At 44.7% G+C, this 22,002-nt stretch carries 20 protein-coding genes; 7 read left to right on the top strand and 13 right to left on the bottom strand.

All coding sequences use genetic code 11. The annotated features are described in order from the left end of the window. The first annotated feature begins 206 nt into the window (after window positions 1-206). Window positions 207-671 carry a hypothetical protein gene (locus tag ACMXYV_RS04945; RefSeq protein WP_415890660.1) on the top strand — a complete coding sequence of 155 codons (465 nt, stop codon included), beginning with the start codon at window positions 207-209 and terminating at the stop codon, window positions 669-671. A 61-nt stretch (window positions 672-732) separates the two neighbouring features. Here the strand turns inward: ACMXYV_RS04945 and ACMXYV_RS04940 are convergent, their stop codons facing one another. Beyond that, window positions 733-1,305, bottom strand: a complete 573-nt coding sequence (locus tag ACMXYV_RS04940; RefSeq protein WP_415890659.1) for a hypothetical protein — start codon at window positions 1,303-1,305, stop codon at window positions 733-735. 69 nt (window positions 1,306-1,374) lie between these two features. Next, entirely contained in the window at window positions 1,375-1,947 is a 573-nt protein-coding gene (locus ACMXYV_RS04935) for a YdeI/OmpD-associated family protein (RefSeq protein ID WP_415890658.1), read from the bottom strand. A 233-nt stretch (window positions 1,948-2,180) separates the two neighbouring features. Here ACMXYV_RS04935 and ACMXYV_RS04930 point away from each other — a divergent pair, with 233 nt between their 5' ends. Together ACMXYV_RS04930 and ACMXYV_RS04925 are read left to right on the top strand one after the other, a co-directional pair. Then, window positions 2,181-3,404 (top strand): EAL domain-containing protein, encoded by a 1,224-nt coding sequence (locus ACMXYV_RS04930; RefSeq protein WP_415890657.1) that lies wholly within the window; start codon window positions 2,181-2,183, stop codon window positions 3,402-3,404. A 23-nt stretch (window positions 3,405-3,427) separates the two neighbouring features. Then, window positions 3,428-4,258: an HDOD domain-containing protein gene (locus ACMXYV_RS04925; protein WP_415890656.1), complete on the top strand. Its 831-nt coding sequence runs from the start codon at window positions 3,428-3,430 to the stop codon at window positions 4,256-4,258. 53 nt (window positions 4,259-4,311) lie between these two features. Here the strand turns inward: ACMXYV_RS04925 and ACMXYV_RS04920 are convergent, their stop codons facing one another. Next, complete coding sequence (locus ACMXYV_RS04920; protein ID WP_415890655.1) at window positions 4,312-4,701, bottom strand: hypothetical protein; 390 nt, start codon at window positions 4,699-4,701, stop codon at window positions 4,312-4,314. Window positions 4,702-4,719: 18 nt separating this feature from the next. Beyond that, the gene (locus ACMXYV_RS04915; protein WP_415890654.1) at window positions 4,720-4,971 is read right to left on the bottom strand and encodes a hypothetical protein; all 252 of its coding nucleotides are present in this window, start codon (window positions 4,969-4,971) and stop codon (window positions 4,720-4,722) included. Window positions 4,972-5,528: 557 nt separating this feature from the next. Here ACMXYV_RS04915 and ACMXYV_RS04910 point away from each other — a divergent pair. After that, entirely contained in the window at window positions 5,529-5,927 is a 399-nt protein-coding gene (locus tag ACMXYV_RS04910; protein ID WP_415890653.1) for a CBS domain-containing protein, read from the top strand. Window positions 5,928-6,069: 142 nt separating this feature from the next. On the opposite strand, the gene ACMXYV_RS04905 is transcribed toward ACMXYV_RS04910, so the two are convergent. Beyond that, window positions 6,070-6,846 carry a substrate-binding periplasmic protein gene (locus tag ACMXYV_RS04905; RefSeq protein ID WP_415890652.1) on the bottom strand — a complete coding sequence of 259 codons (777 nt, stop codon included), beginning with the start codon at window positions 6,844-6,846 and terminating at the stop codon, window positions 6,070-6,072. A 235-nt stretch (window positions 6,847-7,081) separates the two neighbouring features. Continuing rightward, on the bottom strand, window positions 7,082-7,966 hold the full coding sequence (locus ACMXYV_RS04900; RefSeq protein WP_415890651.1) for a LysR family transcriptional regulator: 885 nt from the start codon (window positions 7,964-7,966) through the stop codon (window positions 7,082-7,084). A gap of 111 nt (window positions 7,967-8,077) precedes the next feature. Here ACMXYV_RS04900 and ACMXYV_RS04895 point away from each other — a divergent pair, with 111 nt between their 5' ends. From ACMXYV_RS04895 to ACMXYV_RS04885, 3 genes are all read left to right on the top strand, one after another. Then, on the top strand, window positions 8,078-8,683 hold the full coding sequence (locus ACMXYV_RS04895) for a glutathione S-transferase family protein (protein ID WP_415890650.1): 606 nt from the start codon (window positions 8,078-8,080) through the stop codon (window positions 8,681-8,683). Next, entirely contained in the window at window positions 8,673-9,068 is a 396-nt protein-coding gene (locus ACMXYV_RS04890; RefSeq protein WP_415890649.1) for a nuclear transport factor 2 family protein, read from the top strand. Before ACMXYV_RS04895 ends, ACMXYV_RS04890 begins: the two co-directional genes overlap by 11 nt. A gap of 62 nt (window positions 9,069-9,130) precedes the next feature. Then, window positions 9,131-9,328 (top strand): tautomerase family protein, encoded by a 198-nt coding sequence (locus tag ACMXYV_RS04885; RefSeq protein ID WP_415890648.1) that lies wholly within the window; start codon window positions 9,131-9,133, stop codon window positions 9,326-9,328. A 198-nt stretch (window positions 9,329-9,526) separates the two neighbouring features. On the opposite strand, the gene ACMXYV_RS04880 is transcribed toward ACMXYV_RS04885, so the two are convergent. The 7 genes from ACMXYV_RS04880 to cobW all read right to left on the bottom strand — a co-directional run bounded on the left by ACMXYV_RS04880 (window position 9,527) and on the right by cobW (window position 22,000). Then, entirely contained in the window at window positions 9,527-11,572 is a 2,046-nt protein-coding gene (locus ACMXYV_RS04880) for a hypothetical protein (protein WP_415890647.1), read from the bottom strand. Between the two features lie 370 nt (window positions 11,573-11,942). Next, window positions 11,943-13,124, bottom strand: coding sequence for a sirohydrochlorin chelatase (locus ACMXYV_RS04875; protein WP_415890646.1), 1,182 nt, complete (start codon window positions 13,122-13,124; stop codon window positions 11,943-11,945). 58 nt (window positions 13,125-13,182) lie between these two features. Next, window positions 13,183-14,313: a threonine-phosphate decarboxylase gene (locus tag ACMXYV_RS04870; RefSeq protein WP_415890645.1), complete on the bottom strand. Its 1,131-nt coding sequence runs from the start codon at window positions 14,311-14,313 to the stop codon at window positions 13,183-13,185. After that, the gene (cbiB, locus tag ACMXYV_RS04865) at window positions 14,310-15,269 is read right to left on the bottom strand and encodes an adenosylcobinamide-phosphate synthase CbiB (protein WP_415890644.1); all 960 of its coding nucleotides are present in this window, start codon (window positions 15,267-15,269) and stop codon (window positions 14,310-14,312) included. Before cbiB ends, ACMXYV_RS04870 begins: the two co-directional genes overlap by 4 nt. After that, window positions 15,266-16,783: a cobyric acid synthase gene (locus ACMXYV_RS04860; RefSeq protein ID WP_415890643.1), complete on the bottom strand. Its 1,518-nt coding sequence runs from the start codon at window positions 16,781-16,783 to the stop codon at window positions 15,266-15,268. The genes cbiB and ACMXYV_RS04860 overlap by 4 nt, the downstream gene beginning before the upstream one ends. Before the next feature lie 203 nt (window positions 16,784-16,986). Then, window positions 16,987-20,844 carry a cobaltochelatase subunit CobN gene (cobN, locus tag ACMXYV_RS04855; protein ID WP_415890642.1) on the bottom strand — a complete coding sequence of 1,286 codons (3,858 nt, stop codon included), beginning with the start codon at window positions 20,842-20,844 and terminating at the stop codon, window positions 16,987-16,989. An 82-nt stretch (window positions 20,845-20,926) separates the two neighbouring features. After that, window positions 20,927-22,000: a cobalamin biosynthesis protein CobW gene (gene cobW, locus ACMXYV_RS04850; RefSeq protein WP_415890641.1), complete on the bottom strand. Its 1,074-nt coding sequence runs from the start codon at window positions 21,998-22,000 to the stop codon at window positions 20,927-20,929. Window positions 22,001-22,002: the final 2 nt, after the last annotated feature.

Genomic DNA, 22,002 nt, shown 5'->3' with positions numbered 1-22,002 from the left:
TAGTTGCTAGACAGTGTAAGTTGGGTTAGCGAAGTGTAACCCAAAAGATCGATAACCCTAAGTCAAAAAAAGGGTGCAATATACTTCGTTATTGCACCCTACTTACCAACACAGGCCCAATGTACACTTTCATTACTACCATGAAATTTATAAGATAATTTTCGTTTTCAATTCTGAAGAATAGAATTAATCAATGGAGTGATAATATGAAGATTGTCTATCGAGTTTTTGTAGGTTTAGGAGTTCTGTTCTGTTTGTTTGCAGCCCTAGCCTTTTTCCTTTCTTTCAGCTCAGCACAATTTGTATCTAACCAAACTCAATTCATAAGTGATTTCACGCAAGATTTTTCTAAAAACTGGGAAGTCTCTGATGTTTATGAACGACTTGATAACAATCTAATCCTAGAATTTGAAAAGCCTCAAGGAGTTGATGCCCTTTCTCATTTCGCAGCTTTAGGTTCATTAAGTAACATTTCAGATATCACAATGGAAAAGTACAACAAGGGGACAAATGGCACTATTGCAGTCCTCACTTATAAAGCTACTTTCGAGAATGCTAAAAGTGTTATTACCATTCAGTTGGTCAAACTTGATGAAGCAGTAAAAGTTCAGGGGTTCTACATTACCCCAGAAGATGGCTTTCCAAATCGATTAACCAAACACGAAGCCTAAGTTCAAAAAAGGGTGCAATACACTTCATTATTGCACCCTACTTCTTGCCTTACTAGAACTCTTAATGCGTATGTGGACGTAATACAAACACGTCAGTCGTATATTGAACGCCATCTTTTTCAAAAGAGATAACTGCATCAGAAGCAAACTCTTTGCCTGTTAGGAACGCTGCATCAACACCGGTATCGCCTGGAAAAATAAAGTAGTTGGTATTGTTACCACGAAGATTCCCTTTGCCATCTTCATCTTCGTTCTTTTCTGTATTACGCACCCGAAGCTGAACCTGCTGAGTGCTTAATTTAGGGAAAGACACCCTGACCTCTGAGTTAAGCGCCATATCAAGCGGGTTAGCACCTGCCTTGTCTACAGTAAGCCACAACTCAAGATCACCCTTATCATCGTGTAACTTCAGTTCTGCGTAACCTACTTTCTGCTGAGCTGAAAAAAGTGGAACTAAAACACCATGGTGTAAAGAATGGCTATGACTATGACTGTGGGAGTAACTATCATCATAATCGTGGATATGACCATGGTCATGGCCGTGCGAATGACTATGCTCTACATTTTGATAATTACAACCAGCAAGCGTGAACACCACCGACAATACCAATCCTGATTTTTTAAGCCCCAACATTTTTCCTCCATTAAACAGATATTTCTTACACGAGACGGAATAGCACTTCACTTAGATAACGCCTGCAATTTATGGGTATACGCCACGCGTAAGTGCATCCATATACTTATCAAATCGACGTTGCCTAGTCTCTGGTTTCTTAGCGCTATCTAAACCATGCGCTATGACATAACGCCTAGATTTAGTCAGCGTTTCATAAAACGCTTTCGCCTCTAGGTTACTTTCCAGCGCTTTAATGAAATCCTCAGGTACTTCCATTTCACTCGCGCTATAAGCGTTATCCCAGCGGCCGTCCACTTTAGCCGCATTAACCTGAACCATACCCGACTCATTCATACGGCCTTCACTTATCAAACGCTCAGCATGATCTCGGTTTCGTTTCGACCACACACTCTTCGCTTTCCTTGGTGTGATCCGTTGCAGGTAAGCTTGTTCATCAATCGACTTTTTAATGCCATCGATCCACCCCCAACACAGCGATTCAATCACTACATCATCCCAAGTCACACTGGGAATAGCACTTTTCTTTTTATAGATATTTACCCACAACTCAGTTTCAGAGGCATGGTTATCTCGTAACCATTCAGCAAGCTCTTCAGCAGTAGCAAAGGACTTAATTTTCGAGGGATCAGGTGCTTTCATGGGCTGTATAACTGGCTAACGAATATTGAAGATCAGGATCTTACAGCGGTTTTAGGATGGTGGGAATCACAAGACCTGCTCTTCGCCCTCTCTTCTAAAAGGCACAACAATTGCAATTATATAGGGTTAAAAGCCATAAAATTGTGCTCTGTCACTATTGTTTAGTGGTTAAATAGCTAAACTGCTAAGGAACGCAGTGCTTAAAAATTGCATGACCAAAGAGGAACCCCGTTTTGGAAACTGAAGGCTATCGAATTCAGCTGCCTGCTGGCGCTGTGATATTTCAGGAAGGAGAAGCCGGAGACCGTGCATATATCGTAGATAGCGGCGAAGTAGGTGTATCCACCAAAGTTAAGGATCGCGATGTTCGCTTCGCTATAGCACAGCACGGCGATATTCTCGGGGAGATGGCCCTGATCGATGACGGTGTTCGAACAGCTACGGCCACGGTATTAAGCGATGCCGAGTTAATCGTAATTCCAAAAGAGTACATTCATCGCCTTATTGGTACAGCAGACCCAACGGTAAACCTGCTGATGCAGATCGTACTGCAGCGTTATCGAGAGATGAAAGGCCACTTTGATACGATCTCTGCAGGCGGTTCAATCGAAAGCATCGAAGTAAAACCCAAACTAGAAAACGATCGTCTCAAAGAACAGACCGAGATGGCCGTTCGCCGTGTTACTGAAGAACAACGCTTACGTGAAGCCTTAGATAACAACGAACTTCGCCTGTTCTATCAGCCGATTGTTGATCTAGAAACGGGCACGATCCTTGGTTGTGAAGCGCTAATCCGTTGGCAAGATCCCGATCGCGGTCTAGTACCTCCTATTCAGTTTATCGCCCTAGCCGAAGAAACAGGCCTGATCGAACCGATCGGCCACTGGATCTTCTCCGAAGCGCACCAAGCTGTGAATGAATTCAATCAGCTTACAGATAAAGAAGATGCCTTCTTTGTCAGCGTTAACCTTTCTAGCCGTCAAATTGAGACCGACCGTCAGGTTGAAGATCTAACCGATTACCTACTAGATAACGATATAGAGCTCGCTAACTTTAAGCTTGAGATTACCGAAACCCTGTTAATGTCAGATCCACTGCGTATATCGCAGATACTTACAGACTTTAAACGCTTCGGCTGTAAAATCGCATTGGACGATTTCGGTACCGGCTATTCCAGTTTCAGCTACCTTCACCGCTTCCCAATCGACAGTATTAAGATCGACCGCTCCTTTGTCTCCACCATGGCCGACAATCCAACCAGTAAAGCCATAGTACGTACCCTATGCACTTTGGCTGAATCCTTGGAGATGAGCACTATTGCAGAAGGGGTTGAAGAGGAAAAAGACCAAACTATGCTTCAGGCCTTTAACTGCGATTTCGGACAAGGTTACTACTACGCTAGGCCCGTTCCTAAAGATGAATTTATTGCCTTAATTCAGAAACAGCTCAACCTCTGAAAGAAGCCGACCGAATAAGAACTATGAATAAAAATCTGAATAAAGCGATTCTACGTTGTAAATCTGTGATCTCACTACCAGCGATCTATCAAAAGATCACCGTAAAGATCGATCAACCAACGACAACCAATAATGAGCTAGCCGAAATCGTAAAACTCGACGCAGGTATCTCCACTAAACTGCTAGCGATTGTGAACAGCTCTTTTTATGGATTCCCAAGCCAGATATCCACCATCTCTCACGCTATATCACTCGTTGGCCTTAAGGACTTTAAAAACCTAGTTCTAGGTTCTAGCGTTGTTAAACAGTTTGAAGACGTGCGAGAAACTGGCTTCTCGATTAACGAATTCTGGGACTACAGCCTACACGTTGCGATAGCTGCAAAAACCTTAGGCAAACACTGGGCGAATCGACAAGAACAGGAAGCCCTATTTATCGCAGGCCTTCTGCACGATGTCGGTAAACTCGTTATCGTCCAGTCCTGTAAAGATCAGTTAGAAGAGATCCAGAAGATCTGGCCAAACCAAATACCACAACAGGAACAAGATCTAATCGGTTTTGACCATACCGAAGCCGGTGCCGAACTGATCCGCTCCTGGAACCTACCCGAGCTTCTATCTACCGCGGTAAAACAACACCACGAACTCGATCTAACTAATTCGCCAGAACCCACCGTACTCTGCGTTTATATGGCTAATGCGATGGCCTGTGGAGAGGAAGCAAAGATCAACGCCGCACTAGAACTCTGCAATCAACATGTGGAAAACCCCATTACAGAAGAAGCGTTGCAAGAGATGCAGGAAGCCATCACAGAAGAGAAGAAATCTCTGATTGGGGTTTATCTGTCGAGTTAGTAAATCAAACCTCAATGAAGTCAGATAGCTAATCCCTTAGCTATCTGACCAATTCATCCTTCATGAACTGACTTTGAATTTCGTAAAAAAGCAAACCACAAAATTAAGCTGCTTAAAAAACCAAAGGGAAAAGCAATTAGCCCTACAGAAATGTGCTGATCAAAAGTAAGGTCCCATCCGTATTTATCAGCTAACCAAAAATAATCTCCTATATAGATAGTCACTATTCCTGCACAAAATATTACGAAATAATTTAAAGAAAAATATCTTTGTGCAATTTGGCAGAGAGTGCACCAAACAATTGAATAACCAACCCCCACTGCCATAAAAAATCCACAAATAATCATCCCCGCCTTAAAACCCAAAATGGTTGAAAGTAAAGCAATGATGATAAAAACACTTATTGTCGTAGATACGATGAATTGAAAATATTCCCTTATCATTTCCTACCCCTTAACCATTTAATATTCACTGCCTTTTTCAGCGACGTCCGCATGATTAGGGGCATATAAAGCGTGAATAAATGGAATACTCACAGTAAAAATTGCTGCTGAAGCCCCAATATCTCCAAAGGCAGCACCCGCAAGAGCAAAAATGGCACCGATGGGTGCAATGAAGATTGTAAGAAAAGCGTTTATCATTAACTCACGATCAGACAAGCCCCTAAAAATCACTATTAATAAGGGTATTAATACAAATATTGCTGCAAGCATAAGCATGTTCCTATTAGCTGATACCTATTAAAAGCTTCAGCCTCTTTTTAGTGATCTATTCCCTGATAACCCAGCTTTGACAGCACAATCACCTTAGCGATTTCTAAAGCCTCTTCCTGACAACTACTAAGGCATATACCTCAATAGCTAAGTCGCACTTAGAATATCGATTTATGCTTAATGGAAAATAACTTTGCCCTAAGTATTACCTTGCAATACTAACGGTCTAACTCACCTCCCCTTTCGATGAAAACAAGGAAATGCGGACTGATAATTGAGCCATAAGGATCTGAAGGGGGCAGATTATTTACCCGGACTTAATCCTGCCCCCGTTTTTCTCCTAGCCATTCAAACTACACCTTAGTCTGACTCCCCTCTTAATGACTGGGCCTTGGCTTAGTTATTGCTGTTATCCCTTATGTAAGACACAGGCCCCAACAAAGGGCAAATTAGCTATTTTAAATGCACATATTCCGGCACCTCACCGCACTCAGCACCAACATAGTGCAAAGACAAAGGTAAACGCCGCCGGTTCGACAGTTGAGCAGGAGTCAGAAATGGATTTACAAAAAGTTTCAGATTGTATGTCGGCAGATTTTGCCAAAATCACCCCAAATATGCCGGTTGCCGAAGCGACACGTAACCTGACGAAAAAAACCTTACTCGGTGGACCTGTCATTAATGAGACAGGGACCTTAGTGGGCTGGATCTCTGAACAGGACTGTCTCAAAGTCACTGTTCAGGTAGCTTATCTTGATCAACGTGTTGCTACTGTGAATGAGATCATGAGCACCGATGTTTTAACCATTAAAACCAATGATGACTTACTCTCTGTGGCACAACAGATGCTAGATGCCAAACCTAAAACTTATCCAGTCGTAGACGAAAGCGATAAGTTGGTTGGCGTCCTTACCCGTCGTCATGTACTGGATTATCTGATAAGCCAAATAGGTTAAATCAGACTGATGAGTAGCAAGGGAGTGACATTATCAGTTCAGTTTTACCGATGGTGTCATTTCTACTGAGCTTCTCGTTTCAAACGAGTGGATTGATGGGAAGAATTAAAAGGGTCAGAGTCCGCTTATCACTGATAAGAATTCACTCAATCTCTTCATATGCAGCCCTAATCTTATAGGTACTTAAAATCGTGCTTATTTCGCCTTTATCTTTTAAGTAGCGGATACTCTCATTGAATTTATCCACTAAGTCTTTACTCGTATTCTCCTTTGAGAATCCGATGTAATAATTGATCTGCTCAACACCCAATAAATACTCAGCCCCAACAATCTCTAATGCTTTAATTTGGTACTCACCCAAATCTCTGTTCAAGTAAACGGCATCAATTCTTTTAGCCACCAGCTTCTTTAGATTCTGACCGTTACTATTGGGTAGCATTTTCACATTGATAGGTCCGAGGCCCTTTTCCTCTAAGTCTTCACTTAAACGTTCCAATGAATAAGAGGTATTTGAAGGCCCAAAAACACCTACCTTCAGACCCGAAAATGACTCGATAGATTTGTATTCTTTAGCCTCATTTGTGCGGGTAAAGAACCCGTATTCAGTACTCATCAATGGCAAAGACCAATGTAACCATTTGTCTCTTTCCTCGTTCCAACCAAGAGGAAAGTTGGCATTAACGTAGCCTTCCTTTAAGAGGGCCTTCGATCTCCGATTTGGGTGTAGAAGGATCTCTATTTCAATCTCTGAATGAACTGAAATTTTCTCTACGATTTCAACAAAAGGTCCTGAAATTCTGCCTTGTTCAACTGTGGTAAATGGCGGGAAATCCTGAACACTGATCGTTAACTTATCCGAGATGGCATTAGCCGAGAAAAGTAAGAATAGACATAAGACTGAACATTTCTTCAAAAGCATAACTAACCCTAAACTAGCGGCATCAACTGTATGTTTGGTGATCTAGCAAAACAGTATAATTGGTACATTGTCCCTGATCGTTCCTCAAACAGACCTGATTCAACCTTGACGCAACACACTTAGATTCAGGATAGACGATAACTTAAGGTGGGTTAGTCTTTTGCCCAATTTGATATAGGCACGCAGCTGATCAATCAGCTGCCTTTCAGGCATTATCCCTTACAGTGTTTCTCATTTATCCTGCCCAGTTTTCCTCAAACCAGCGTTCTAAAAAGCTAATACACAGCTTAATTTTAGGAGGTGTCAATCGCCTAGCCGGATACATGGCATATAGGGTTAAACGTGGCTTTTCTACATTACTTAGCAGCTCTACAACCTGCCCTTCTCGAATTGCATTTCCAGCAATAAAGTCAGGAATAAAGCCAATACCTAAGCCATTTTTCACGACATCAAGCATAAAGGGGGTGCTGTTCACGCGTAGATTACCACCAACCTTTACGCCCTCGCCTAGAGGCCAAATATCCTGACCTCTGAAATAGCTATAGATAAAACAGTTATGCTCCGACAGCTCTTCAACCGTCGTAATTGGGCCCTGTTCTTTCAAGTAGTCTTCAGATGCACACACCTTATAGCTAAATTCCATTAGCGGCTTACCGACATAACCGGAATCAAATGCACGGCTTGCTGCTCTGAAGCCAAGATCAAATCCATTTTCAATCAGATCAACAGGGGCATCATCAAGATGTATATCCAATTCGATTTCTGGGTATTCACGCATAAAGTCTGCAAAAACTTGGCTTAGGTGCGAAATACCTAAAGCCATGGGCGCGTTAATTTTTAGCTTACCGCGAGGTAAATCTTGCGCCCCCTGCACAAAGCTTTCAGCGTCATCAATGCGCTCTAAAATCTCGTGACAGTGACGTAGGTAGCCCTCGCCAATAGTGGTTAGCTGTAACGACCGGGTAGATCGATGGATTAACCGGGTTCCGATTTCAGTCTCTAGCCGACTGATCTCTTTACTCACCATCGACTTAGACAAGCCGAGCTCTTCAGCGACTTCAGTAAAGCTTCCCCGCTCAGCTAAGCGAATGAACAGCGACATTGCCCTAAGTTTATCCATACCAGTTTCCAATATGTGAACAGTACGTTCATATTGTAGATATATATGAAACCTAGCAAGGCATTTATTCTGATTCTGTCTTTTACGATCTGACCTAATCAGGAGAACCCTATGTACACCTTGTATTACCTTCCCAACGCATGCTCACTCGCGACGCTGACTGTTTTGTTAGAGATGGATGAGTCTGTCAGACTGATTAACAAAAATAAGGTTACTGACTTCTCGGCAATAAACCCTGTAGGTAACGTACCCGTACTAATCAATGAGGATAAAACGCTGAAGGAAGGGGCAGCCATCATGCTTTACCTATTGCGCTCTAAAACCAATCAGCTGTTTCCTCAAGATGAAAATGATCAGCAAAAAGCAATTCAGGACATTATGTTTGCCAATGCAACAATGCACCCTGCCTACGGCAGACTGTTCTTTATCTCTCAAAATATGACCGAAGGGCCTGAGAAGGATAAGGCCTTAAACGCTGCCGCTAACGCCATCAATACCCTATGGGAATCAGTAGAAGCACAACTAGAAAACCACAGCTACCTCGGCGGAAAATCCGTTTCAGCAGCTGATATTATGCTGGCCGTTTATTCACGTTGGAGTGAGTATTTTCCCGTTGAGATCAAACTGGGTTCACGTACCACAGCTATGCTCAACCGCGTTATTGAAAGACCGACATTTAAGCAAGCCCTGCTGATGGAGGCCGAAAATGACAACTAACCCTGCCATAGATGATGACTTCACGATGATTCGTACCATCATCAACAGCTATTTTACCGGTTTGTATCAGGGCAACAGCAGCCAACTGAAAGCGATCTTTCACCCAACGGCGATGCTAAAAAGCCCAGGTAATTTCCGCTCTCTAGAGCGCTGGCTGCAAGATGTCGAAACCCGTGCAACCCCTGAGTCACTTGGACAACCATTTAACTTTAAGATCCTGTCCATCGAGATCATCCACGATCAAGCGATGGTCAAACTGGAATGCCCATTATTCGATTATTTCTATATCGATTTTTTAGGCTTACTAAAGGAACAAGGCCGCTGGTTGATCGTGAACAAGATGTACACAGATATCGCCCAAACAACCGACGTAGCTGCCGTATAAAACACCTGTACAGAGAAGGTTTACTGACCCAATCCAGTAACGAACCATCAAGAGAATCTAAAATGCCATACGTGAATATCAAAATTACCGATGAAGGCGTCACCCAAGCCGAGAAAAAGGCTCTGATCAAAGGCACCACAAAGCTGTTACAAGAAGTCTTAAACAAAGATCCTAAATCGACCTTTGTGGTAATCAACGAAGTAAATACAGATAACTGGGGAATCGGCTACGAGACTGTCACAGAGAGAAGAAAGAGATAGTGAGGTTCGTTAGGATCTGACTACAATAAAACCGGCATATAGCCGGTTTTATTGTTCAGGAAGGCGCTGCAGAACAGAGTTTAATTTTACTCTGACCCCATATATCCTTAATTGATTGGGACGCTCAGTTGGACGCTTATGAGCAAAGTAAAAATTTACTCTGACCCCAATTATCTCGACCCCAATTATCTTCGCTTGTTAGGCTTGAAGCTTTCTAATGAATTGATAATCTTTAAACCAGTCCTTACATCCAGTTGAAACGTGTCGAGTGCGATTAAGCTCCACCTTAAACTGCTCGTTATTGTTAGCATTTGAGAGAATTTCAATTAATTGCGGAACACTAAAGAATCTGCAATTAAAAAATGGATTATTTTTTCCGCAGTAAGTACTAGAAAAAATATCTGTTCGATATTGGTTTTGAAGCTCAGCAAGATGCTTATTTATTTTCTTATCTTCATCTACATTACCACTATCAATCTTCGCATTTATTAGACTGCCAAGTACTTGGTGCACAAAAGATCCATCTTGAATGCCAAAGAACCCGAACAAAGACAAAGCTACACGTTCAACCTTTCGGCCTGATAGTTCTATTACCGTACCATCATCAAATTCAATTTTGCCACTACGTCTGAGCATATATTCATGACAACCTGTTTGTGACAATGCATGCAATAAAGATTGTGATAAGTCAATTGTTGATCTTAGTGTATCTCCAGCCCTTGCATCAGAAGTAAGGGTTTTTCTTTTCAGCTCAATAAATATGATTGTATCTTCGGTTTCTACAATGAAGTCACATTCACGTTTTTGGCTTTGAATACACAATTCTTTCGATAAAATCTTCGGAATCTTATACTCTTTATTTGAATGAAATTTCACTCCACTTCGATCAAAAAGCTTTTCGACCAATTCTTCTGACACTTTACCTATTAAGTTCCCATCAGCTCCATTTCTTTTGCACAACTCTAGCAAACAATTATAAAATCCGTAGTTGCAAATAATAGGATTAACATACAAGTATTTACCCTCAATAGAGACAAAAGGTTTCTCGAAATAATTTCGTTTATATATTTCATCAGGCTTTAAATATGAAGAATTAATCTCATTAACTTTAAATGACAAAAAAGATAATGACTTTATTATATCTTCCAATAAGTACTTGTAATTCAATCCATGTCTAACTTCATCTGCTGCGAAGGCTAACGGTTCATTATGCTTGGATTTACCTGAGACCCATTTCAGTATATCTATGTAGATTTCTACATTAATATTCAAAGGTTCAATTAATGAAGAGACGAACATACCTTCAACCATTTTAACAATATGATCAGAACTAATTTGATCTATTGAAAAGTATTGATCATAAAGAATATGTTTTTGTATGGCAGGTAAGATAGTATCATGTCTATGATTTATATCGCTGAATTTATTGAATGTTTGCAAATTCTTAATACAGAAATAGTGCTTTGATAACTCAATGCATTCCAGAAATAATTTATCAGGCCTTTTGATCTTCCTGACATTGTGCAAATTAGCCAAGCTTACATTGAATAAGTACCCCCAAGGTGGATCAGCACTATATTCGTGAGACACAGAAGGTTCAGGTCGTAAGAAATATCGTTTGGCATCATGATCATAATGCCGTGAAATACAACTAAGGGTTAAGTATATCGAATGGTATCCAAGCTTTTTAAATCTATAGCTAATAGCTGAAAGTAATCGTTGCTCAGAATCCTTGCTGATAACAATATTTCCAGCTTCAATCGTGGTTTTAAATCCCCGCTTATTCAAAAATATTACGGAGCGTGATACTAATTTCTTCTCATTATACAAAGATGAATGATAATTATGATCACTACTATGATTAGAAAGACATAAGTATGCTTCTAGATAATTTCTCACCACCCCCCATACTTCTACGGAAGTTGAGTAAGATTCCAGACGATTAATGACGTATCTAATCAATCCTAAAAATTTAAATGCATTCTTACACTCAACCTCACCTGATGAGAAATATTTTAGCGCGAGGTGATCTTGTACCTTCTCAAAATCAATCTGACTAAGCTCACCTCCGCAAAGTGTGCTTGTTATTTTTTGCTTTAGAAACTCCTGAACTTCACGAGTGGTTTTTTGAGTTTCAAATTCATATCCAAATGTTTCTGCTACATGCATGAAACCATCATATCGATCAAAGTTCATTGACCAAATACTATCATCACTTTCTAAAAATTCTAATACAGATTCCATTCTTCAACCTTAAGCAATCCTAACAGCTAAATATATATAAACAAGTGTAGAGAAATTCTTAAAATATCATAGGCTTTCCTTGCTGATAAGTTTTTGAGGACGGTAAAAAAATTCACTATCTTTACATAAGTAATTCATAAAATAAATAGATGCAATTTTTCAGTTTTAACTTAACAACTCGCGCCTATATTTAGATATGGTTACCAGCCTTCACTTGTAAGACATTTTAATAACCACCCACAAAAAAACCGGCCATAAGCCGGTTTTAAAATCTTTTTCTCTAGCGGCAGAGCCGCGTCCTAAAAGCGAAGCGTTCTCTAGCTGCGAAGCAGCGTCCTAACCACTATAAGCGAAGCGCTCTAGCCACTATCTACTTATGAGCAAGCGCATCCTCAGCCTTACAAAGCCCCACCTTTGCTTTCTCCTCTTCCAGAATCTCTTCCGGGAACTGAGACATAAAGCAGCAGCAGATTCCTTCGCCAATCATAGTGCGTGGGCCTAGCGGGTGACCGATATGCTTGTATACACCGTGGGAATGACCATGCTCGTGAGAATGGCCGTGTTCATGGCTATGTGAATACCCATGAGAGTGCCCGTGCGAGTGATCATGATGATCGTGATGCCCATGTGAATGATCGTGGCTGTGATCATGGCTGTGGCCATGCTCAGCATCTGGATTGAATTCGGCATGGTGGTGGTGAACATCTACTTCACCTGCAGCCAGACGACGCTGGAAGGATTCCATTAGGGTTTCATCACCTTGTGGAAGATCATCCAGAATTTCACGCACACGGATCTCAAACGCGTCGATCACTTTGTCGTGATCATTTAGGTACGGCGTTTTGATAAATTCGATCGCTTGGTTTTCTTCTGCCACTTTATCCACATAACCGAAGATGCGTTTAATCAAACGGCCTGTGAATAGGAAGTAAGGTGCCACAACGATCTTTTTGAAGCCTAGCTTCATTAGACGCTCAAGACCTACGCCAACCGATGGGTAAGTTACGCCAGAATAAACTGTATCAGCCCAACCAAAGCCCATGTTCTCGTTGACGATACGGGTTAGTTTTGCCGCTTCGGCATTGGCTTCGGTATCCGAGGTACCACGTCCAACAACCACCAGCATAGTGTCGTAAAGATTCTCTGGTGGGTTTTCTGGGTCTAAACCTAGGGATTCGTAGATACGCGCCTGAAAGGCTTCGATCATCGCTGGGTGAAGGCCTAGCTCTTTACCGTAGTGAACATTTACGCCGTCGTTCTTTTCAGCGTAAGTAGTCAGTACAGAAGGGATATCGTTTTTAGCGTGGGTTGCCGCAAATAGCATACCCGGCACGGCGTAGATATCTTCTACACCTTGCTCAATCAGGGAGTTAAGCCCCATATGAATATTCGGTGCAGAAAACTCTAAGAAACCATACTCTACCGGCATATCAGGGAAGCGTTTTTTTAACCCTTCCGCAACACGGCCAAACTCTCTTTCTGCATCTTTGTCACGGCTACCGTGACCACACACCATAATACCTTTTTTAGGCACAGGGCTTTCTCCAATCATTCGTAAAACACATTGTTATTGTACGGACTTTTTAAGCAAATATGAGCCCGTTTATAGATCATTCCAGTGTAAGTAATAACTCACTTATAACCCGTTTTAATTTCTCGCACGGGTCTGCATTTTGGGTATCAACTAACCCACTGCGCAGCAAACAGTTTTTGCTATCACTCTGTGCTTTATCAGCTGATAAATCACAGTTGAATTCGTCATCCAGAACAAGGCGGATCAGTATGCCCTGCTCGGCTAAAAATTGGTAAATCTGCTTCGCTTTTTCAGCGTCCAATTTAACCGTTAGAAACAGGCCATCGCACGATAAAAGCTCTGCATTAAATGTCCTAAGCAATGGCTGCCAAAGCTCTAAGGTCGCTTGTGCATTTTGGCGAATCTTCTGCCTAGCTTCAGCCTGCCATTTAGCATCGTTAAATGCAGCGATGGCCACAGCTTGGGCCGGACCATTTACCGCCCAAGGGCCTAGTTCCGTTTGTAACTGTTGCAGTATCTGTTGATTAGCAAAGGCAAAGCCTAAACGAATACCCGCTAAACCAAAGAATTTACCGAATGACCTCAGTACTAAGATATTACCTAGCTGCTCAAACCGATCATAATCACTTAAAACACTCTGTTCAGGGCTTAGATCAATAAAGGCTTCATCCACAATCAGATAAGCACCCTGCTGCATCTGCTCTGCCCAGCGATAGATCTGCTTTGGACTGAATCTAATCCCTGTTGGATTGTTCGGATTGATCAGTAACAAGTGCATGGCCACACCTGTATTTAGCTGCTGTTCAATACACTCTTGGATACACTGTTCGGCTGCTTTCTGATCAGTCGCGGGATAATAATTAATGGCACGCCCGTGCTGTTGCCAGCTGTAGCGATGTTCTTGGTAACCACAATCGGGTAGCAGGATCGGTAACTCTTGCGACACTGACGGTAGCACTGATGGCAACAACTCTATGATCTGTTGGGTGCCATTAGCCGCTACGCCTTCAGCGCCATAGTAGTTTTTAACCGCAGATTTAAATTCTGCTGATTGATAAGGCAGCTGCTGAAAGCAATGTTCGCTTATCTGAGGTACAGGGTAAGGTACAGGGTTGATACCTGTGGATAGATCCAACCATTCCTCTACCGGAATACCGTATTGCGCGGATGCCGAGATAAGATCGCCACCGTGAATCAGATCACTCAAGAGCTCACCCCTGAAGTAATCGCCGCCGTTAAGGCCAGTGTTACATAAAGGCCAATACCCCACAGCATCAGTACACGGTTTACCAAACCACAGGCATCCTCAATACTCTTTGCTGAAGGTTGATCACCTCCTACAGGGCCGAGTGGCGGGCGCTGCTGAACTTCACCGTGATAGATCGCAGCACCACCTAACGAAACATTAATCGCCCCAGCACCAGCGGCCATCACAGGACCAGCATTTGGGCTCTTCCATGTCGGTGCTTGTTGCTTCCAGCTATCCAGTGCGATCTTGGTTTCACCCACCAGGGCATAACTTAAGGCGGTTAGGCGCGCTGGGATAAAGTTCAGCAGATCATCGATGCGTGCTGCGCACCAACCAAAATGCAGGAAACGTTCGTTTTTGTAACCCCACATCGCATCCAGCGTGTTACTCAAGCGATAGAGTACTACGCCAGGAATCCCCAACAAACAGAACCAGAAGATTGCCGCAAAGATCGCATCGGCACCGTTCTCTAGCACCGATTCAGTCGCTGCTGAGGCCACGGCTTTCTCATCTAATTCTGAGGTATCACGGCTAACAATCATCCCTACAGCGGTGCGAGCGCTATCCAGATCGCCTTGGTTCAGCGGTTTCGCAATGGCTAAAGCATGACTGAGTAAGCTCTGCCAGCCGATCGCTAAGTACAGCACTACCCCGCCCACTACCGCAGAAAAAACCGCCGAACCTGACAACAACAGATCAATAATCAACGCAATGCAAGATAACGGTATAACAGCCAATAACCACGCAATAATACCGGCACGCTTCTGACTGTTTGTGGCCGCAGTCCCCTGATTTAATCTCTTCTCTATCGCTATGGCTAAATTGCCAAAGCCCACCAGCGGATGGAATCGCTTAGGCTCTTTGAGGAAGTAATCTAAGAGCAGCGCGATTAGTAAACTTAAAGCAATGCTCATGCGGGTTCCCCAGCCTTTTCATCTAAGCCATTTACCTCTAACTCAAGCAGGCCGAGTAACTTGTCTAATGGCATAACCGCTTCGACTTCATCCGCCAGACGGTTGATCTGCGCTTCACGAAACGCTGGGTAGTCAAAACTATTCTGCTGATCCAAACCAGCCCAATCTAGCCACGCTTGCAGTAGTTCTGGTTGATCAAATACACCATGTAGATAAGTACCAAGCACCTGATCACTCGGATCACGCACACCGTCGGTGTGGATAACCCCATCAACATCCAACTCAAATAGCGGGTTATCGAGCGCTTCACCACTGCTAATACCGGCATGGATCTCGTAACCTGTCACAAGGGTATCCGTGCCGCAAAGCACGCCTTTAACATTACGCAGCATCTTATTGCCAGTCAGCGTGGTTTCCATCGGCAGAATACCCAACGCTTCGCTGGAGCCGGCTGTGGACTCGATCTGCTCTGGGTCGTGAATCCACTCCCCTAGCATTTGATAGCCACCACAAATACCGATCAGCTTGCCGCCAAAACGTAGGTGACGCTGAATCACTTTGTCCCAGCCATTCTCTTTTAACCAGTTAAGGTCACCACGGACATTCTTACTGCCCGGCAGAACGATAAGGTCAGCGCCCGTAAACTGTTGTGGATCGCGGATAAACTCGCAATCCACTTGCGGATGCATACGCAGTACATCGAAGTCGGTATGGTTACTGGCGCGCGGATAGATAGGCACAACCACTTTGAGTTGCTGCTCGCTGTTACTCTTTTGCTGCTGGTTGACCGCGTCTTCCGCTTCGATATGCAGATTCATTACGTAAGGAATCACACACAAAACAGGTACGCCGGTTTGTGCTTCCAACCAATCCAAACCCGATTGCAGCAGGCTAACATCACCGCGGAAGCGGTTAATCACAAAGCCTTTAACACGGGCTTTTTCGGAATCAGAGAGCAGTTCATAAGTCCCCAACAGATGAGCAAACACGCCACCGCGATCTATATCCGCAACAATAATCACCGGGCAATCAACCGCCTCGGCAAAACCCATATTGGCGATATCATGCTCACGCAGATTGATCTCGGCTGGACTACCCGCCCCTTCAACAATCACAGCGCTGTATTTCTGTTGTAATTGGGTGTGGCTTTTCACCACCTCGGTTAGCAATTTCGGCTTAAACTCATGGTACTCGGTCGCTTTCATATTGCCGATGGCTTTACCGTTAAGAATCACCTGCGCGCCAATATCACTGTTCGGTTTTAACAGTACAGGATTCATCTCTACCGAGGCCGGTAGATAACAGGCCTCTGCTTGCACCGCCTGAGCACGACCGATCTCACCGCCCTCTGCGGTTACCGCACTGTTAAGCGCCATGTTCTGTGGTTTGAATGGTGCAACAGAGACTTTATGGCGAGCAAGAATACGGCATAACGCGGTAACGACGATGCTTTTGCCGGCGTCAGACGTGGTGCCTTGAACCATTAGGGTGTGCGGGTTTTTAAAGGTGCTCATTTGAACACCAGCTGCGAGTTGCTAGAAGCCGCAGAGCTTGCTCTGTAAGTGTATAAGTGCGAGAAAAAGCCGCGCATTGATAGCCCTAATCTTTTAATTACTTTCGTCATCAATTCAAAACACATAAATTAAAATCTTGTTCAGTTCTTCTAGCAACTAGCCACTAGTCTCTCGTACCTTTCATTCGAGACGGGGCGTCTCTCCTACATCGCGGACTCTTGCTGTTCATCTAGTTCTAGCAGTAGATCTTGGAGTCGTTCGGAGTAATCCCCCGGCTCTTGCCATAAGCCACGCTGAGTTGCTTCTAATAACCGTTCGGCCATCTCTTCTAGGGCGTGGGGGTTATGTTGCTCTAGGAACTCGCGATTTTGTTGATCAAACACTAGTGCATCACTGACCTTTTCATACTGATAATCGGCAATCAGGTTAGTCGTGGCGTCGTAAGCAAACAGGTAATCGACGCTGGCAGTCATCTCAAACGCGCCTTTATAACCGTGTTCCTGCATCGCATTGATCCATTTTGGATTCAAAAGGCGGGAGCGGATTACACGGTTTAGTTCTTCTTTCAGGGTGCGAATCTTTGGCTTTTGCGGATTGGAGTGATCGCTGTGGTACACCTGCGGTGCTTCACCACGATAGACTTCAACCGCGTTGCTCATGCCACCTTGGAACTGGTAGTAATCATCGGAATCGAGCAGATCGTGTTCGCGATTATCTTGGTTCTGTACCACTGCTTCCAGTTGCGACAACTGGTGCTGGAACGCCTGCGGTGCAGCCACGCCATCACCTTTCTGATTCCCGTATGCATAGCCGCCCCAGTTTAGGTAGGCTTCTGCCAGATCGCTTTTCTGTTCCCAGCAGCGCTCATCGATCAAACCCTGTAAGCCAGCTCCATATGCACCCGGCTTACTGCCGAAAACACGGTAACTCGCCTGACGCTGCGCGTCCTCCGTAGACAAGCCTTGATCGAGTAGTTCCTGCTCGCGCTTGTGAATATTCTGCGCGATGGTGTTGCTATCACCCGGTTCTTCCAACGCGGCAATGGCTTGAACAGCGGAATCATAAAGCTTCATCACGTTAGGGAAAGCATCACGGAAAAAACCGGAAACTCGCAAAGTAACATCAACGCGCGGTCGCCCTAATAGCTGCGAGCTGAGTACTTCAAAATCTACTACACGATTAGAGCCCGGCGCCCAGATAGGTCGAACCCCCATCAATGCAAAGGCCTGAGCGATATCATCACCGCCGGTACGCATAGTTGCTGTACCCCAGACCGATAGGCCCAGCGTACGCGGATAATCACCATGTTCTTGTAGATGGCGCTCGATCAGCGCTTGAGCGGAACGTTCACCAATCGCCCATGCTGCAGGAGATGGGATAGAACGGTTATCCACCGAGTAGAAATTGCGACCTGTGGGCAGGGTATCTAAACGGCCACGGGTCGGTGCGCCACTCGGCCCCGGATTGACAAACTCACCGCCTAAACCAGCAATGAGAGATTCAATCTCAAGCTCAGCACTTTGCAGTAAGGCCTTATGGATAGTTGCACGAGCATAAGTGAGTTGTTTTGCGGTTCTTGGTAGATCACTTAAAGTTTCAAGCGAGTTATCTGCCAAGACATAGTCTGTTACTAACTGAGCCGCGAATAGCTCCAAACGCTCACGGGTATCCGCCTCACTGCGCCAGTCATCTTCTGTCAGATCAACGAGTTGTGCCGGCTTTTCACCACTCCAATTTTTACTGCCTGCTTCTAGCGGATCAAAAAAATCGTTATCGACTTGTAGATTCAGATCTTGCACTAAGTTATGCAGAATGCCCTGACTGTCGGGATCATCGCCCCTTGGCAGACGTAACAAGGCCACTAGAGTGTCTGCCAGCTTTTCAGTTTCTGGAAGTTCGCCCAAACGATGCAGACCATGACGGATCTGCGCCTCTTTAATATCACAAAGGTAAGCATCCAGTTCGTTTAAAACGGCATCTTCATCATCGGATGTTTGGCCTAGTTCTTCCAGCAAATGAGTATTCTTAACTTGCTTCAGGATCTCATCACGCAACCATTGCTGACGCTTATCATCCATGCCCATCGCTTGGTAATACTCATCAACCAGCCCTTCCAGTACGGCCATTTCGCCGTAGGTTTCGGCGCGGGTCATCGGCGGCATAAGATGATCAATAATCACCGCTTGGGTACGGCGCTTCGCCTGCGCACCTTCACCGGGATCATTAACAATAAATGGGTAGAAGTGCGGCATTGGCCCTAAAGCGATATCCGGCCAACACTCTTCTGATAGCGCACTACCCTTGCCCGGCAGCCACTCTAAGTTACCGTGCTTACCTACATGCACCACGGCATCCACTTGATAGCATTCACGTAACCAGAAATAGAATGCCAGATAGTTATGCGGTGGAATCAAATCAGGATCGTGGTAGTTAGCGACCAGATCGATATTAAAACCACGGGCTGGCTGGATACCGATAAAGGTTTCACCTAAGCGAATACCGGAAAGCATCAAGCGGCCTTCACGGTATTTAGTATCTTGCTGTGGTTCACCCCACTGATCAATAACAGCTTGTTGGCAAACCTCAGGCAGCTGAGCAAAACAGCGCTGATAATCCTCCAGCGACATACTCTGCCAGCACGGCAGGTTGTGCAGGGTATTCGGGTTGTTCGTTACTGCACCTAGCAGTTCCTGAATTAAAGCATCGCCATTTTCAGGAATATCCTGCAGTGGATAACCTGATGCTTCCAACGCTCTTAAAATATTCACCGCGGATGCCGGCGTATCTAAACCTACACCATTGCCGATACGGCCATCTTTGGTTGGGTAGTTGGCCAAAATCAGCGCGATGCGTTTTTCAGGATTGGGCTTGTTTGCTAGCTGAGCGAACCTAAGCGCTAACTGCGCCACAAAACCTGCGCGTTCTTGATGGAGTTGATAACGCACCACTGAAACTTGGCTTTGCTCATCAAAATGATCTTCGGTTTTAAAGCTCAACGCACGAGTATGCACCCTGCCATCCATCTCTGGCAGAACCACCTGCATAGCGATATCACGGCTACGTAAACCTTGTGAATGCGTTAGCCAGTCCTCTTCGGTACTACTGGATAGCACCAACTGCAGAACAGGTACTTTACGTATAAACGGCGAGTAAAACTCACTCGGCTGCGAACACAGATCGGGGCTTGCTACTGTATTGGAGGCAAATCCCGTGCTGTTGATAATCAGATTGGCACCGCTCTGTTCTAGAAGTGCATTCACTAGCGCTAAGGATTCCGCATCTTTAAGCGAGGCAATCGCGATGGGTAATGGCGCTAAACCGTTGCTTTCTAGCTGTTCGATCAGTTGATCAAACATGCGGGTATTGCCACTTTGCAGATGGCTACGGTAGAACAACAGCAGGGCTACCGGCTTATTCGTATCGCATTGGCGTTGTTGCCACTCTGGTAAGGTTGCCGCCTGTACAGTATTTTTTGACGTGTTACTAGCAGCAGGCAGATAGATCATGCATTTAGGCAGCGGCCTTGGCTCATGCCAGAGACGCTCTTGCTGCAAGTATTGATCTGTTAAGCAGTTAAGCAGTTGCAGACTGTTATCCACACCGCCTTCACGCAGGTAGCGCCAGATCCGCATCGCTTCGCTATCGCTGACCGAACTTGCGGAGAACAGTTCTGGATCGGGGGTATCATCCCCCGGCACGATAATAAGCGTACGACTACTATCCGCTTGCGCCCATGCTTGCAGGCGTTCGAAGCCATATTGCCAGTAACTCGCACCACCTAAGAGTGATAGGACAACTACTTTGGATTGCTCCAGCACTTTATGCTCATACAGATCATAAGCAGCAGGTTTTAGTAGCTGCATCCAGTTGGCCAGACGAACCGATGGCTGCTCTTCTTTGCCTTCAATCTGCTCATCTGCAAAAAGGCACGCAGCATCGGATAGCGCGGCAAGCGAGCTATCGGCTGCAGAGAGAATGATCATATCGGCCGGTGTCTGGTTTAAATCGATGATACCTTCATCATCGACAAACCCGCCCGGTTGCGCTGCTAATAGGTGCATAAAAAACAGTGACGAGAACGCTTCGCTACTAGAACGCTGCTGCGCAGCTGCTAGTGGTTAGGCTCTCTAAACTCCTAAAGGCTTAAACCAAAGCTTCTTCAAGCGCGGCTTTGATAGTTGCTTCGTCGATGCCTTTGCCGATAAATACCAACTGAGTTTTCGGCTCATCGTTGCCCCATGGACGATCGAAATACACATCCAAACGCTTACCTACCGCCTGCATTACCTGACGCATCGGCTTACCTGGAAGTGCGGCAAAACCTTTAGCACGGAAGATATTAAAGTCGCTTAGCAGACCTTTAAGAATGCCTTGCAGCTTATCGCTATCTACTTCACCGATAGAGATAACGAAAGAATCAAAGTGATCATGGGCATGGTCGTGATCATGGCCGTGATCGTGGTGATGATCGTGGTGGTTGTGTACCGCTTCGATACGCTCTTCTGTCGCGCAATCTAGACCCATCAACATTTCAAGATCCGCTTCACCGTTGCTGATGTAAGAGGTCTTAACTTCAGTAGGCACTTTTGCAGCAATCGTCGCTTCAACTTGGCTGCGCTGATCACCTTCAAGCAGATCGTTTTTACTCACAACCACTAGATCTGCTGCGCTTAGCTGATCATCTAATAGCTCTTTAAGACTTGGATCGTGATCTAAGCTTTCATCCGCTAGACGCTGTTCTTGAACTTTAGCTTCGTCGTTAGCAAAGCGACCTGCTGCAACCGCAGGGCCATCAATCACTGTGATTACCGCATCTACCGTGCAGTACTCTTTAATGCCCGGCCAGTTGAATGCCTGAACGAGTGGTTTAGGTAACGCAAGACCACTAGTCTCAATCAAGATGTGATCGATATCTTCACGACGCTCAACTAGCTGCTGCATAACTGGTAGAAACTCTTCTTCTACTGTGCAGCAGATACAGCCGTTAGCTAGCTCGTAAAATCCGTTCTGGTCTTCAGCCGTTGCCGCTGACTCATCTTCACAATCAAGCGGACAGCTACGTAGCAAGTCAGAGTCGATATCCAGCTCACCAAACTCATTTACAATCACGGCGATACGCTTGCCTGCCGCTTGCTTCAAAACGCTAGACAGTAGTGTTGTTTTACCGCTACCCAAAAAACCTGTTACTACAGTGGTTGGAATCTTATTCAGTTGCATAA

It is taken from the genome of Neptuniibacter sp. SY11_33, assembly GCF_047778025.1.
Taxonomy (GTDB): Bacteria; Pseudomonadota; Gammaproteobacteria; order Pseudomonadales; family Balneatricaceae; genus Neptuniibacter.
Note: the sequence above shows the minus strand (reverse complement) of the source record. Positions and strands in the feature narration are given on the sequence as shown.

Coding starts and splice junctions, on each gene's coding strand:
- cbiB (WP_415890644.1), bottom strand. CDS start 15,269: ATGAGCATTGCTTTAAGTTTACTAATCGCGCTGCTCTTAGATTACTTC.
- cobN (WP_415890642.1), bottom strand. CDS start 20,844: ATGCACCTATTAGCAGCGCAACCGGGCGGGTTTGTCGATGATGAAGGT.
- ACMXYV_RS04935 (WP_415890658.1), bottom strand. CDS start 1,947: ATGAAAGCACCTGATCCCTCGAAAATTAAGTCCTTTGCTACTGCTGAA.
- ACMXYV_RS04890 (WP_415890649.1), top strand. CDS start 8,673: ATGACAACTAACCCTGCCATAGATGATGACTTCACGATGATTCGTACC.
- ACMXYV_RS04940 (WP_415890659.1), bottom strand. CDS start 1,305: ATGTTGGGGCTTAAAAAATCAGGATTGGTATTGTCGGTGGTGTTCACG.
- cobW (WP_415890641.1), bottom strand. CDS start 22,000: ATGCAACTGAATAAGATTCCAACCACTGTAGTAACAGGTTTTTTGGGT.
- ACMXYV_RS04875 (WP_415890646.1), bottom strand. CDS start 13,124: ATGATTGGAGAAAGCCCTGTGCCTAAAAAAGGTATTATGGTGTGTGGT.
- ACMXYV_RS04925 (WP_415890656.1), top strand. CDS start 3,428: ATGAATAAAAATCTGAATAAAGCGATTCTACGTTGTAAATCTGTGATC.
- ACMXYV_RS04900 (WP_415890651.1), bottom strand. CDS start 7,966: ATGGATAAACTTAGGGCAATGTCGCTGTTCATTCGCTTAGCTGAGCGG.
- ACMXYV_RS04920 (WP_415890655.1), bottom strand. CDS start 4,701: ATGATAAGGGAATATTTTCAATTCATCGTATCTACGACAATAAGTGTT.
- ACMXYV_RS04885 (WP_415890648.1), top strand. CDS start 9,131: ATGCCATACGTGAATATCAAAATTACCGATGAAGGCGTCACCCAAGCC.
- ACMXYV_RS04915 (WP_415890654.1), bottom strand. CDS start 4,971: ATGCTTGCAGCAATATTTGTATTAATACCCTTATTAATAGTGATTTTT.
- ACMXYV_RS04880 (WP_415890647.1), bottom strand. CDS start 11,572: ATGGAATCTGTATTAGAATTTTTAGAAAGTGATGATAGTATTTGGTCA.
- ACMXYV_RS04895 (WP_415890650.1), top strand. CDS start 8,078: ATGTACACCTTGTATTACCTTCCCAACGCATGCTCACTCGCGACGCTG.
- ACMXYV_RS04945 (WP_415890660.1), top strand. CDS start 207: ATGAAGATTGTCTATCGAGTTTTTGTAGGTTTAGGAGTTCTGTTCTGT.
- ACMXYV_RS04910 (WP_415890653.1), top strand. CDS start 5,529: ATGGATTTACAAAAAGTTTCAGATTGTATGTCGGCAGATTTTGCCAAA.
- ACMXYV_RS04860 (WP_415890643.1), bottom strand. CDS start 16,783: ATGAGCACCTTTAAAAACCCGCACACCCTAATGGTTCAAGGCACCACG.
- ACMXYV_RS04905 (WP_415890652.1), bottom strand. CDS start 6,846: ATGCTTTTGAAGAAATGTTCAGTCTTATGTCTATTCTTACTTTTCTCG.